Source organism: Pseudomonas sp., from assembly GCF_049300855.1.
GTDB lineage: Bacteria > Pseudomonadota > Gammaproteobacteria > Pseudomonadales > Pseudomonadaceae > Aquipseudomonas.
Genome location: NZ_JBAQKH010000012.1, coordinates 33,532 through 46,936 on the forward strand (window position 1 = coordinate 33,532; position 13,405 = coordinate 46,936).

The window sequence follows — 13,405 nt, forward strand, 5'->3', positions numbered from 1 at the left end:
CACAACAAAAAGAAATAACAGCCCGCAACCCTCATATAAACCAAACATTCCTAGTCCAATATACCCATTGTTTTGGCCTTTGCTACAGCCTGGGTCCTGCGCTCTACACCCAACTTACCGTTAATTCGTCGAGCATGCGTCTTTACCGTATGTAACGAAATAAAAAGCTTCTCGGCAACTTGCTGATTTGAGGCACCTTGTGCAATTAGCAGAAGTACTTCGCACTCACGACGACTAAGGCCTGGCGAATGGCCGGCGCTCTCAGGCTGCGAGGCAGGGATTGCCAAGAGTGGGCCGGTATCGACATCGCCCCGGCGTAACTTCCACTCCCGCATGGCTTGATGCAGAAAACAGCGTTCCACCAGCATCCGCGCCCGCCGCAAGGCTTGTTGCGCCAGTGCACTGCTGCCACGGGTTTCCGCCAGTTGCGCGACCACCAGCAGTAATTCCGTCTCCATCGTCAGCATGCCTGCGGCCTGGGCCCGGTCTAATAATCTTTCTACCGTCACCAGGCCGTTATCATCTGGATTCAATTGCGCGTTCGCGCAGGCCAGCAGGTATTCGATACGGGTAATCAGCTCGAAGGTCGCGGGAGGCGCTTGCAGAGCAGACGGCCCGCGGTAATGCCGTAGCAGCCGGCCCAACGTTTCTTGCACCCGTTGCGGTCGGCCCTGTTGCAACCACAATTGGCTGCTGATCTGCAGCACCACGCCGCGATAGACCGTTTCGGGAATCTGCCGCTGCTGCATGACCCTCTCGGCCTCGCGCAAGCGTTCAAACGCGCACGCGTAATCTCGACGATTGCCGGCCAGCTGGGCCTGCCCCAGATAACCGTACAACACACGTTTGTCTTCACTGCGCAGGCAATCTTCAAGACCTTGCCTGAACAGATCCGCCGCCTGTTCTTCACGCCCCATGCACAGCGCCAGCCGTCCTCGGCGCAATGCAATTCGACCCAGCAGCGGCGTCGGCGCCACTGTGCGCTGGCGCAGTAAATGCTCGATATTCACGAGCAGGTTTTCAGCACGCGCTGGCGCTCCTCGCTGCTCGAGCCATTGCGCATGGTCAAGTTCAAGCAACCCCTCGAACAGCAACGAGTCATGAGCGCGCGCCAGGCATAGCGCCTCACGATTGATGGCATGGGCCTGATCAAGCTCACCGCACAGTAATGCTTGCTGAGTCAGCCCCGACAAGCACATCAAACGGGCTTGCCAGGCATCGGCAGCCAGCGTCGCTAACGCCTCTTGAAAGCACTCGCGCGCCAATTCCATGCGCCCTTGCAGATGTGCAAGCCAACCCTGTTGCACCTGCCAGTGCGCGAGCAGTTGCTGCATCTGTTGCGCGCAAGGCGGCATGAAGCGGGAGAGATGGGCCATGCATTGCTCAGCCTGTTCGAATCGTCCCGCAAACAGCAAGGCACCCGTGACCAGCCCGATCATCTGCGGGGTCAACAGGGTCAGCTCCTGGCTCTGTTGTTCATGCAATCGCAACAACAGGACAACCGTCTGGTCCTCGAACAAGTCTTCGAAGCTCAAATGTCGCAACAGGCTCACGGCGGTCTCGTAGAGTTCGGCCAACAAGGCCTGCTCGAATGCCGCTCGCCATTGCTGCGCCGCGGTAAACCACTGACAGGCTCGCCGATGCCACGAGCGCGCGGCCGGCCAAGGTGATTCACGAATGATTCGCGACAATGGCGGGAATACCCGCAGCCAATCAGCGGACGAGTGCCACGGTTCGATAAAGCAACCCAGCACTTGCAGCTCAAGCAGAAGCTGCGCGCCCTCTCTCGCGCCAAATAAATGCTCACAGAGTTGCACGTTGAATCGCGGCAGATGAGCCAGCACGCGCCATGTCTCGGCTTGCTCAGGCGTCAGATTGCTGAAAAGTTCGTGCTGCAGATAATCCAACACTGTGTCGGCATGCTGCTGTGGCTGAAGGTTTTGCGACCAGTCGCACTTTTGCAAGAGCACCATACGCGCACCGGCGCACCAGCCACCGGTGCGCTGGATAATGCGGGCAGCGACAGAGTCAGCCTGGTCCGGCGGCAAATGGCGCAACCCCGAGGCCACTTCATCGCAGGTCAGCGCAAGACTGGCGCGCTCACATTCGAACAGTTCGTCATCCAGCAACAGACGCGGCCAGTTGCACTGCGGCCGACGGCGAGTGTTGATCCACCAACCGAGCGCGGGACTACTGATCGCCAGCAAACGATCGAGCAAAGCATCCAGTGCCGGATCCGGCAAACGACTGTAATCATCGATAAACAGCCAAGTGGGCCTGGACCAACTCGCCAGTGCCGCCATCAGCCCGGTGTCGCCGAGGCCTTCGACCAGTCCAAGCGCCCGGCTCACGCGCAGACAGAATTCTTCACGGCTGAGCGTTGCGCCCACCAGCGCAAGCCAGACCGTTTCGCACTCTGTGGGTGCCCGCAGCAGACATTCGGTGAATAGCGCGGTTTTGCCGCTGCCAGCCGGTGCGCACACCAGTCGGATCCGTGCAGTCGACGTCAGCAGTGGTTCGCTCAGCCGCGCACGCGGCTGGTGATGGGAAGACAATCTGGGCAAAAATCCAGGGCGCTCCAGACACGGCGTCATGACAGTCATCGGGTGGGCCTTTTTATTGTTGTACGCTCACCCTAGCCCTCTCCCGGCACCTTGTTGACGAGTATTCAGCACGCTGATTGGCGGCCATAAAAAAGGCGACCGAGCGGTCGCCTTTTGGCCTGCCAATGTATCCGCTCGCTTACCGTACGCCCTCTGCACGCAGGGCCGAGGGTGTGTAGTCGGCAGCCTTGGCCTGGAAGCCGAATTCGAAGCTGTGCTTCTCTTCGTTTTTCATCCCCAGTGCAATGTAGCGGCCGGCGATGATGTCGTAGAGCGCTTCCAGGGTATAGGCCTGAGCCTGGTGATCGTAGTAGTACTGCGCGTGGCCTTCGGCGACACGCCACAGTTGCCCACGCCCGTCATAGTGATCGGCCAGTGCCACCTGCCAGCTGTCCTCGTCGATGTACATGTGGCGCTTGGCGTAGATGTGCCGCTCACTCGGCTTGACCGTGCCGATCACTTCCCAGACGCGGTGCAGTTCATATCGGGTCAGGTCCTGATTGATATGGCCAGCCTTGACGATGTCGTCGTACTTGAGGCTCGGTGAGTCGAGTTTGTAGCTGTTGTACGGAATGTACATTTCCTTTTTGCCGACCAGTTTCCAGTCGTAACGATCCGGTGCGCCGGAGAACATGTCGAAGTTGTCCGAAGTGCGCAAACCATCGGCCGCCGTGCCCGGACCGTCATAGGCCACTTGCGGCGCGCGACGAACCCGACGCTGACCGGCGTTATAGATCCAGGCCAGACGCGGCTCCTTCACCTGATCGAGGGTTTCATGCACCAGCAGCACGTTACCGGCCAGGCGCGCCGGCGCGGTCACCGACTGTTTGAAGAAGGTCAGCACGTTGGCGGCTTTTTCCGGATCGAGATCCTTCATCAGTTGCGGCACGGCAATCTCTTCTTCGAAACGGATCGGCGTGTAGCTGCCGTTGGTCTGCGGGGTGACCTGGGTGATGATGCGTTTGACGTTGCCGCCGTGATAACGGGTGATGTGGTTCCACAGCACTTCAACGCCGTTCTTCGGAATCGGGAACGCGTAGTAGCGGTTGCCGGTGAAATTGGCCAGACCGTTACCGTCGTTGATGGTGGTCACGTTGAGCGCGCTGCGCTTGGCCGATTCGTAGATTTGCGCCGGTGCGGCGACGGTGCGGTGGGTCGGATAGACCGGGATCTTGTAGGTTTGCGGGTAGCGTTTGAACATCGCCACCTGGCCTTCGGAAAGTTTGTCCTTGTACTTGTCGACGTTGGCTGCGGTGATGGTGAACAACGGCTTTTCGTTGGCGAACGGGTCGGCGAGGAAGCCTTTGCTGTCCACCGCGCCGGCGTTTTTCGGGATGCCGCCGGTCCATGGCGGAATCGAACCGTCAGCGTTGCCAGCCTTCTCGGCACCCAGCGGCGTCAGGCTGGTGCCGAGCTTGTTGGCCTCATCCGGCGACACCGCCGCCATCACGTTGGCCGCCAGCAGACTCAGGGCCAGCACACCACATTGCAGAATCATTTTGCGCATTGCAGTCATCCTTCTCGGGCAGATCAGAAGTTCACGCCGAAGCTCAGGGCCACGAAGTCACGGTCTTCGAGGACGTTGTAATCGCCACCGAAAAAGTCGGTGTAACTGAGGCTCGCGGTATAGGTGTTGCGGTAGTCGGCATCGACGCCGACGCTGATCGCTTTCGCGCCTTCGTTGAACAGGCCGTTGGGACCGTAACCGGCGACGTCGTGCGACCACGACAGGTTGGGTTTGAGGTTGATCCCGGCGATCACGTTGGCGTAATCGAGGATCGCCCGGGTGCGGTAACCCCACGAGGTCGAGGTGACAAAACCGTCGGTATCGCCACCGAAACCGTACTGCCCATACACCGAGTCGCGGCCATAACGCAGTTTGCTGCGCGGCTCCAGACCGCCGACATGCACGATGCCGGCTTCACCGACCACGGTCAGGCGTTCAGCGCCCAGCACCTGATCGAAGAAGTGCGTGAGGGTGCTCTGGATTTGCGTGACTTCTTTACGGCGGTAGCCTTTGTTGTCCGCGCCCGGCGAGGTCGACAGCGGCGAGGCCGTGCCACCGGCAATCGGGTTGAGCAGCGCCAGCGTCAGGTCGTTGGTGTTGACCTGCACCGGCGCATTCGGCCGGTAACTGATCTCGCCGGTCCACGCGGTGCCGGTCGGCAAGGTGGTGGAGAAACTGGCGCCGTAGAGGCGAATGTCTTCCGGGTATTCGAGGTAGTACTGGCCGCGTCCGAGCATCACGCTCTGCGCCAGACCGGAACCGCTGCCGGGTGCCAGGCCGTTGGCAATACCGACCATGCCCGGCAATGCCGCCAAGGTCGAAAGCCCGGCCGTGGTGGTGCCAACGGCTGGCGTACGGCTGTGGTAATTCATGAAGTAGAGACCGTACTCAGTGTCATCACCGAGCCAGCGCAACGCCATGCCCCATTGCCCGGAATCCCGCGCATCACGGTCGCCGCCACGCGGGATAACCACGCCTTCGCGGGTGACTTGAATGCCTTGGCCGAAAGCCTGGGTCAGCGGCACAAACGGCGCAATCGCCGGGTTGCCGACGGTGTAGCCGTTGTTGCAACCATCCGCCGCCACGTCGACACCGAAGAAGGTGCCGCAGTTGTCGAGAACGGTCTGGTCCCATTCCAGTTGATAGAAACCTTCGACGGTCAGTTGGTCGGTCAGGCCTTGCGAACCGAACAGCATGTTCACCGGAATCAGGCCTTCCTTGATCTCCGCACCGGGGCGCCGAAATGCCGAAACGTCGATCGGGTTGATGCTGTTGATCGAGTTGCCGATGAACGTACTTTCGCCCCAGCTCACCACTTGCTTGCCGGCGCGCACAGTGCCCGGCAGGTCGGCGATGGAATAGTTGTGATAAACGAACGCATCGAGAATCTGCGCGCCGGAGGACTTGGCGCCTTCCTTGCGACCGCTGTCGCTGATCGGTTTGAACTCGCGGTCTTCGTCCTTCAGTTCGAAGTCGTACCAGTATTTGCCGCGCACGAAGACGCCGGTATCACCGTACTTGAGTTCGAGGTCGTGAATGCCTTTGAAGATTTTCGAGAAGGTCTCGCCTTTCTTGAAGTTCAGGCGTCCGTCATCACCCGTGGAAGATTGCCCGGTACCGCCGTTGACCGTGCCGACCAGCGACTTGTCGGCATCGCGCAGGCCCCAACTCGCACCGACCGACAGCGACGAGTCGAACGTGCCTTCGATTTCCCCGATGTTGAACGAAACCGCGTGCGCCTGGGCACAGCAACCCAAAGCCACCGCGGCTGCCAGCGCCTGCGGTGTGAAGATGGCGCGCATTGTTTTTGTTGTCATGCGTCTTCCCCGGTGAGTGACAGAAGGCCCCACCCTACTGCCGGGTGATCGGGTCGATAAGCGCACCAAGGAGGTATTCGTGTTGTCGCCCGAAAGGATGAATGCCCTTACCGGGCGGGGCTCTGCGCCGCTCATGGGCCAGCTGGATGGAGGATCATCAATGCCGCGCATGGCGCACATCGGGTCACGCGACTGTTGCATGCCCCGTAACAGTGCATGTCCGGAATCGGTATTTTTCCTACGCATTCAAGACCTTATTCTGAACGGGCTTTCACGGGATACGCCGCAAAGCACGTAGCATCAGCCTTCGAGCAACTCAGGTGATTGCTGACAGATTTCAGATGAATCGAAGGTTCGATTTGTCGCCCCGGTGTTCACTGACGTTGATTTGTAGCTCCTTGATCCAACGTCTTACCTTGGCCGCTGCGTTTGCAGCGGCCTTTTTTATGGCTGTTGAAAAGTCCAGACCTTCGTCCTGCTGAAACTTCCGAGAACAACGTCGGATACTTCCTAGTGCTCAGAAGAATTTCACGCCCGCGGTTCTTAATCCGCGAAAACCCCTTCAATACAACGCCCTGTTACTGACGGGCTTCTCAGACTTTGTAACCACAACTCTGTTGTAACTTGAAACACCTCAACCCTTCGCTGGTGACACGGACGTTACCAACCGGCCGTGCCGACTTGCCAGCGATTTATCACGCACATTCAAAAGGACATGAATATGCAAAAACCTCCGACATGGGAGTTGACCGAAGCTGTTCATACGACAGCAATTGCGCCCATCCATATTCCGGTCGCCTCAGGGACTTCAACGACGATTCCCAATAGCGGCATGTTTGGCCCGCACAATTTCGGCCCGCACAATCTGGTTATCATCAACTCAAGAACGATAGATGCCACCAAGGCAGCACTTGCACAGGAGTATCAGAACCGTACCCAGCAACTACCGCAGACCTTGGAGCACGAACTGGCTGCAACGAGGCTGGAAGGGACAACGCACCCACTTCCCCCGGCTGACTCGATCATTCGTGAATTGGGTGTACGCGCCACACTGTTGCAACGAAAAACCGCTGAGCTCCATCAAAAAACGGCGTTGGCCAATCAGTTCTATGGAAGTGACCCGCGAAGCAAAAACCTGATCGAGTTCTATCAAAAAGCGGTGACCCTGCAAAACCCTGTCATGCCTGGAGGTATTGCGATACAGGCCTGGAGCGCATCGTTTAGAGCGGCCTATGACTCCCAACTGCTTGCGCAATCCATTGCAATTTTGAACCAGCAGCAAGTCAACGTGCAAAACTGGCTGGCCACGGTACAGGGTAATGATCGGGCGCAAGCGGCTGCGGCAGAAGCTCAGCGATTGGCAGCAGAACGCGCGCGAATCGCGGCTGAACAGCAACGTCAAAGAGCACTCGCCGAAGCGGCACGTGTGGAGCAAGCAAGACTTGCGGCTCTGGCAGAGACTCAGCGCTTGGCTAAAGAACATGCCCGCATCGCAGCCGAGCAACAACGCCAGAGTGACATTGCCGAGGCCGCCCGTCTTGAACAGGAACAGGTCCGCGCACGGGAACAAGCGCGAATCGCCGCGCTAGCTGCGAAACAGCGTCAGGACGCCTATCTGGCGCGCCTGGCTAACGAAGTGGCTCGCATCAACGCTGAAGCTGAAGCTCAGGAAAAAAAACGCGTCGCGACATTGAACGCAGCATTGGCAGAAGCGCAATTCAACATGGAAGCGGCTGCACAGGCGTTCGCTGCGGATCAGGCTCGTCTTAACGCTGAAATGGAACAGCGTATCGAGGCTATTCAAAGTCAGCTTCTAGCAGAGGAGCAAAGCCTGGAAATTCGTCGCAAGGTGATCGAGACCGCGACTAACGTTGCCAAAAGACAAGCGCAACTGGCGACGCTGAAAATCCAGCAACAACACGAAAACCAACGACATCTGCATGAGCTTCAACCGGTTTCCAAACAAGAGGAGGATGCCCTAAAGCAGCAACGTCAACCGCCAGAAGTTCAACAGGTTTACCCTGCCTCAGGCGTTGTGGCTTCCACCAGCCCGCACCTCTCCTTCTCTTCGACAGCCATTGCTCTTCCTTCCTCAACAGCATCGGCAATTCTCAATTCACTGAGGGCGGGATTACTGACCGTGCAGGCGGCAGCCACTGCTCTGATCAGCGGTCCGGTATTGGTCGGTTTCGCGGCGCTGCTGATGCCTTCACGCCTGGGCAACGGCGAACGCTTTGCCATGAGCGTGCCGCTTGCCGAGTTGTCGTCGGAGCCTGCGCAGACACTGCGTGAAATAGCCGATCGGCAAGGCACGCTCGAAATGCCCGTGGGCTTGGGCGTAAGGCGGGTCGGGGCTGGCGCGGAAATCTTCGTCGCCACAAGCGATGACTTCCATATCCGCTCGAGTGTGCTGGTTCTGAATGCGGCCTATGACTTGCTGAATGATGTTTATGAAGTAGCGCTACCAGATTCGCCGACGGACTTTCTGACCTGGACACCCGCTATCTCGCCGGGTAACAGCTCGACTGCATCGCCCATTGCCGAGACTGATTCGCCAGCCTATTCAGGCGCTCCAATTGTTCCGATTGAAGGACGACTGGATCTACATCCCGTGCTGATTGAGGGTTGGGAACGATTCATCATCGTGTTTCCAGATGACTCGGGGATTGCGCCGCTTTATGTGGTGTTCAGCATTCCGTATGCGGGGGCAACTACCAAGGGAAAATACAGTGGCCGCGATTTCAATCCAGAGCAGGCTGGTGGACCAATACTTGATCTGGATTGGCGAGCGGCGGTTATCACTCAAGCCGGCATTGATGCTGTGAAATTACATATCGCGAGGCTTGACCAATCAGATGCCAACGAAATCATGATTCAACGTCTGGAAAAAATTCTCAGCGGGCACTGGATGCTCACCGATACGGATTTACGCTATTACACCCATGAGATTCGAGAGTTGGAACGATTTCGAGCAATGGGGCTTAGCGATGAATTCAAACCTGAAAGCGGATCTCCTGCCTGGAATGATGCTCATACCGCAACTCTGGAGGACTACAGACTTAGCAGTGATGACAATGTGCTTTACTCACCAGATGCAGTTCGGGCAGGAAATAGCCAGATAGATCGAATATACGAACAGTTGCTCAAAGGAAAAAACCAATGACCCCGATCGAACAAATTGTGACGAACGAACCCATCGCGGACGTTCTGACAGCCTTTGGAATCGGACTGGCATATCCATCGCTGGATCGAATGATTGGTCGCTATAAATTTGAACTCATTGCCAGCGGCGAACTGTTGAAAACCTATGCACAGCTTTTCGAACAGGGCGTGCTGGCTAATGGAGAAGGCCCTGTCGCAGTCAAAGGTCCAAACTGGAAACCACCAAAATTCATTACAGAAAATAGGTACTCGTAAAACGCAATTCGGCCACCAAGCCCAAGCTTGGTGGCCTCACCCCTTAAAGCGAATACTTCTGCAAATTCGCCATCATCTCTTTCAGCGCCTCAATATTGTCCTTCGGATGCGCCGCCCCGTCGAAATCGCAAATCTGCTGCCAGTGCGCCGCGACATCTTCCGGCGAGAAGCCTGCGCGCGGGTCGAACCCGGCGCCGAGGCTGCGCTCCCAGCGCACCTTGCCCATCCAGCCGCCACCGACTTCGAACAGTCCCGACGTTTCCTGGCATTGCTCACTGGCCAGGTACACCACCAACGGGCTGACCAGTTCCGGTTTCAGTTGCTCAAACACTTGCGGCGGGATCAGGCCTTCGGTCATGCGCGTGCCGCCGGTTGGCGCGATGGCGTTGACGAGGATGTTGTTTTTGCGGCCTTCGATGGCCAGGGTGCGGGTCAGGCCGTAGAGGCCGAGTTTGGCCATGCCGTAGTTGGACTGGCCGAAGTTGCCGTAAATGCCTGAGGTCGAGGCGGTGAAGATCACCCGGCCATAGTTTTGCTCACGCAGGTGCGGCCAGGCGGCGCGGGTGACTTTGTAGGCGCCTTCGACGTGGACGCGGTAAACCAGATCCCAGTCGGCATCGTCCATTTTGTGGAAGGTCTTGTCGCGCAGGATGCCGGCGTTGTTGACCACAACGTCGACGCGGCCGAAGGCATCGAGGGCGTTTTGCACCAGTTTGTCGCCGTCGGTGACTGAGTCGTGGTTGGCTTCGGCAATGCCGCCGGCCTCGCGGATTTCGGCGACGACGCGGTCGGCGGCGGACGCATTGGCGCCCTCGCCCTGGGTCGAGCCGCCGAGGTCGTTGACCAACACTTTGGCGCCCTGTTTGGCGAACAACAGCGCATGAGCCCGTCCGAGGCCACCACCGGCTCCGGTGACGATGACGACTTTATCTTCGAAACGCACAGACTCATTCATCGCAGCAACTCCAGCAGGCCAGTATTGACCCAGAGTGTCAGGCACGCGGCTTTTGGTCACAATGAATACGGCTGAGGCTGAATGGTGCGCGATAAGGCTGGGGGATGATGAGGCGCAAAAAAATCAAAAGATCGCAGGCTGCGATCTTTTGATCTGTCAGGAGCAGGCCACTTTGCGTGGCGGCAGCACAAAACGCTCACGAAACGCCAGGTAGTGCTTGAGCACCTGCACCGGCGCCTCGGTCTGTGGGTAATGGCCGATACCCGGCAACAGCACCGTGTCGGCGTCAGGGATCAGTTCGCGGTAACGCTCGACCATGTGCGCACCGGAAATCGGATCGACTTCGCCGTCGATCACGCGCAACGGCACGTCACCGCGCTGCATGGCGGCCACCCAACGATCACGTTGCACCCGACGCTCGGGAATGTAACCGATCAACTTGTGCATGATTCGCGGGCCGCGATTGCTCTCGACCAGGCTCCAGAAGTCATCCAGTTCACTTTCCGTCGGACGGGTCTGCGGGCCGAAGATCTGCCGAAAACTTTTCACCAGAGCGTCTCGGGTGAACGCACGGCCGATCATCCACCCGAGCGGGCTGAGCAGCAGTTTCTGCATCAATACCGGGCGATGGGTTTCCGGGAACAGACCACCGTTGAGGAACACGCAACTGGCGACTGCGATGTTGTCTTCGTAGTGCCGTGCCAGTAATTCCTGAGCGACGCTGTCACCGTAGTCATGCGCAAACACATGCACCGGTTGCTCGACCTGCAGATGCGCGAGCAACGCCTGTTGCAGATCCGCTTGCTCGAGCAGGCTGTAAGTATGATTGGCCGGTTTGGCCGAATCGCCAAAACCGAGCATGTCGCAGGCAATCACTCGATATCGCTGGGCCAGCGGCTGCCACAGGTAATGCCAATCCCAACTGGCGGTCGGGAAGCCGTGGATCAGCAGCAGCGGCTCACCCTGCCCGGCCGTCCAGTAGCGGATCGGCTGGCCACGAAAGACAAACGTCTGGCTGCGTTTACGCCAGACACACAGAGGAATCTCGGCAAGAGGCATTAGAGTTTATATCCGGGGTCTTGTTTATCGAGTTTGCGCAGCAGCGCCGGCCAGGCCAGCGCGCCACCCATGCCTTGAGCACTTTTGGTGACGCCGGCGATCATCGCCTTGGCGCCTGCCAGAATGTGCGGGTCGATGGTGATGAGTTCAGCACCGCCGGTTTGCGCCATGACTTGAATGTCGCAAGCGCGCTGGAAGGTAAACATCATCAGAAAGGTATCGGCGATGGTGCCGCCACAGGTCAGCAGACCGTGGTTGTGCAGCATCAGGAAATTGTTCCCGCCCAGATCGGCCTGCAAGCGCGCCTTCTCTTCGTGATTCAGCGCCACGCCTTCATAGGCGTGATAGGCCAGGCTCGACAGCACGAACAGCGACTGTTGACTGATCGGCAATACGCCCTGCTTTTGCGCCGACACTGCGACACCGGACGCGGTGTGGGTGTGCAGCACGCAAACCACATCGTGCCGCACTTCGTGCACGGCGCTGTGGATGGTGTAGCCGGCGGGGTTGATCTCGTAAGGACTGTCCATGAGTTTGTGGCCGGCCTGATCGACTTTCACCAGACTCGACGCGGTGATCTCATGGAACATCAGCCCGAACGGATTGATCAGGAAATCTTCGGTGCCCGGCACCTTGGCGGAGATGTGCGTGAAGATCAGATCGTCCCAGCCATGCAGCGCGACCAGACGATAACAAGCGGCAAGATCGACGCGGGTCTGCCACTCTGCAGCGCTGACCTGGTCTTTGACATTAAGGGACGATTGGACGGGGGCTACGCTCACTGTATGCACCTCTGCGTTCTTATTGTTCTGCACGTGTGAGCAGTCTAGTCAGCCATAGAGGATCGCGTAGTTGCATTGCCAGCCAGCTTGATGACTGAGCGGGTCAGCCATGCAAACACCTTGGATCCATGTCAGAGCATCGACGCCAACAAAGGCGCTGCGAACAGATTGAGCAGGCCGGTGAGCACCATCACCAGTCCCGCCACCGAGCCCTCCTCACCACCTACTTCGTGAGCCCGGCTGACACCGGCACCGTGTGCGCCGACACCGAACAAAGCACCGCGCGCCAGGGCACTGCGCAGCGGCAGCCACTTGAGCAGGACACCGCCCAGCATCGCCCCGAACACGCCGGTGAACATCACGAACACTGCGGTCAATTCCGGCACGCCACCGAGGTCGTGCGCCAGCGGCATGGCAAACGGAGTGGTGATCGAACGGGGCACCAGCGACATCGTCACTGAACTGTCGAGTGCCAATGCTTTGGCCAGGCCGAACGAAGTGCCGATCGACGCCGCGCTGCCGGCGACCATGCCCAGCAACAACGCCGACCAGTGCTGCATCAACAGGCGCCGCTGCTGCCAGATAGGCACCGCGAAGGCGACCGTCACCGGCCCCAGCACCGACATTAACCAATGGGTGTTGCTGGAGTATTCGGCATACGCGGTGTGCAGCGGCACGGCGAGCGCGAGCAACAGCGCCGGCACCAGAATCAGTGGCGATAACAGATAGCGCCCGGTGCGGCAATAGATCCAGCGGCTGAACAGGTACGCCAATAAGGTGAAGGCCAGCCAGAACATCGGCATCCATTCAAGCGTCATGGGACTGCCTCATGCGCACGGCCAGTTCCACGGTGAACGCCGTGACCAGCATCACCATCAATGTGCTGGCGGCGATCACCAGCAAAATGCGCCAACCGTCATTGCGCAGCAGCGCGCCGTAGTCGAGCAGGCTCATCAGCGCCGGAACAAAGAACAACAGCATCTCGGCCATCAGCAAACCTGCGCCCAATTGCAGCGCCGCCGGTTTCACCCAGCCGAACGCGAATGCCAGCAGCAACAGCGCCATGCCGATCACACCACCGGGAATGGGCATGGCCAGCCAGGCGGCGAGTCGGCAACCGAGCAGGTAGAGGCCGAGCAACACGGCGAGTTCGCTGAATAAACGGGAAAGATGCTTGAGGGTTGCAGCGTTCATGATGGTTGGCTCCTTACAGAAGCCTATTTTACGAAGCGCCCTGCCATCCCCGAAGCGAATTGTTAGACTCA

General features: G+C 58.6%; 10 protein-coding genes. 2 read left to right on the top strand and 8 right to left on the bottom strand.

Translation table 11 applies throughout. From position 1 onward, the window contains the following. Positions 1–50: 50 nt before the first annotated feature. From WA225_RS03345 to WA225_RS03355, 3 genes are all read right to left on the bottom strand, one after another. The gene (locus WA225_RS03345; protein WP_422606871.1) at positions 51–2,603 is read right to left on the bottom strand and encodes a LuxR C-terminal-related transcriptional regulator; all 2,553 of its coding nucleotides are present in this window, start codon (positions 2,601–2,603) and stop codon (positions 51–53) included. 139 nt (positions 2,604–2,742) lie between these two features. Continuing rightward, on the bottom strand, positions 2,743–4,110 hold the full coding sequence (locus WA225_RS03350) for a DUF1329 domain-containing protein (RefSeq protein ID WP_422606872.1): 1,368 nt from the start codon (positions 4,108–4,110) through the stop codon (positions 2,743–2,745). 23 nt (positions 4,111–4,133) lie between these two features. Next, complete coding sequence (locus tag WA225_RS03355; RefSeq protein WP_422606873.1) at positions 4,134–5,927, bottom strand: DUF1302 domain-containing protein; 1,794 nt, start codon at positions 5,925–5,927, stop codon at positions 4,134–4,136. A 721-nt stretch (positions 5,928–6,648) separates the two neighbouring features. On the opposite strand from WA225_RS03355, the gene WA225_RS03360 reads away from it, so the two are divergent. Then, the gene (locus WA225_RS03360) at positions 6,649–9,090 is read left to right on the top strand and encodes an S-type pyocin domain-containing protein (RefSeq protein WP_422606874.1); all 2,442 of its coding nucleotides are present in this window, start codon (positions 6,649–6,651) and stop codon (positions 9,088–9,090) included. Beyond that, the gene (locus WA225_RS03365; RefSeq protein ID WP_422606875.1) at positions 9,087–9,344 is read left to right on the top strand and encodes an immunity protein; all 258 of its coding nucleotides are present in this window, start codon (positions 9,087–9,089) and stop codon (positions 9,342–9,344) included. The genes WA225_RS03360 and WA225_RS03365 overlap by 4 nt, the downstream gene beginning before the upstream one ends. A 43-nt stretch (positions 9,345–9,387) precedes the next feature. Here the strand turns inward: WA225_RS03365 and WA225_RS03370 are convergent, their stop codons facing one another. From WA225_RS03370 to WA225_RS03390, 5 genes are all read right to left on the bottom strand, one after another. Beyond that, complete coding sequence (locus tag WA225_RS03370) at positions 9,388–10,299, bottom strand: SDR family oxidoreductase (RefSeq protein ID WP_422606876.1); 912 nt, start codon at positions 10,297–10,299, stop codon at positions 9,388–9,390. A gap of 156 nt (positions 10,300–10,455) precedes the next feature. Then, positions 10,456–11,358: an alpha/beta fold hydrolase gene (locus WA225_RS03375; protein WP_422606877.1), complete on the bottom strand. Its 903-nt coding sequence runs from the start codon at positions 11,356–11,358 to the stop codon at positions 10,456–10,458. Beyond that, positions 11,358–12,140: a class II aldolase/adducin family protein gene (locus WA225_RS03380; protein ID WP_422606878.1), complete on the bottom strand. Its 783-nt coding sequence runs from the start codon at positions 12,138–12,140 to the stop codon at positions 11,358–11,360. Before WA225_RS03380 ends, WA225_RS03375 begins: the two co-directional genes overlap by 1 nt. A 131-nt stretch (positions 12,141–12,271) precedes the next feature. Next, the gene (locus WA225_RS03385) at positions 12,272–12,958 is read right to left on the bottom strand and encodes an LrgB family protein (RefSeq protein WP_422606879.1); all 687 of its coding nucleotides are present in this window, start codon (positions 12,956–12,958) and stop codon (positions 12,272–12,274) included. Further along, positions 12,948–13,334, bottom strand: coding sequence for a CidA/LrgA family protein (locus WA225_RS03390; RefSeq protein WP_422606880.1), 387 nt, complete (start codon positions 13,332–13,334; stop codon positions 12,948–12,950). Before WA225_RS03390 ends, WA225_RS03385 begins: the two co-directional genes overlap by 11 nt. Positions 13,335–13,405: the final 71 nt, after the last annotated feature.

What these genes read in the sequence shown, in the direction of transcription:
- WA225_RS03345 (WP_422606871.1), bottom strand. Translation starts at nt 2,603, where the DNA reads ATGACTGTCATGACGCCGTGTCTGGAGCGCCCTGGATTTTTGCCCAGA.
- WA225_RS03350 (WP_422606872.1), bottom strand. Translation starts at nt 4,110, where the DNA reads ATGCGCAAAATGATTCTGCAATGTGGTGTGCTGGCCCTGAGTCTGCTG.
- WA225_RS03355 (WP_422606873.1), bottom strand. Translation starts at nt 5,927, where the DNA reads ATGACAACAAAAACAATGCGCGCCATCTTCACACCGCAGGCGCTGGCA.
- WA225_RS03360 (WP_422606874.1), top strand. Translation starts at nt 6,649, where the DNA reads ATGCAAAAACCTCCGACATGGGAGTTGACCGAAGCTGTTCATACGACA.
- WA225_RS03365 (WP_422606875.1), top strand. Translation starts at nt 9,087, where the DNA reads ATGACCCCGATCGAACAAATTGTGACGAACGAACCCATCGCGGACGTT.
- WA225_RS03370 (WP_422606876.1), bottom strand. Translation starts at nt 10,299, where the DNA reads ATGAATGAGTCTGTGCGTTTCGAAGATAAAGTCGTCATCGTCACCGGA.
- WA225_RS03375 (WP_422606877.1), bottom strand. Translation starts at nt 11,358, where the DNA reads ATGCCTCTTGCCGAGATTCCTCTGTGTGTCTGGCGTAAACGCAGCCAG.
- WA225_RS03385 (WP_422606879.1), bottom strand. Translation starts at nt 12,958, where the DNA reads ATGACGCTTGAATGGATGCCGATGTTCTGGCTGGCCTTCACCTTATTG.
- WA225_RS03390 (WP_422606880.1), bottom strand. Translation starts at nt 13,334, where the DNA reads ATGAACGCTGCAACCCTCAAGCATCTTTCCCGTTTATTCAGCGAACTC.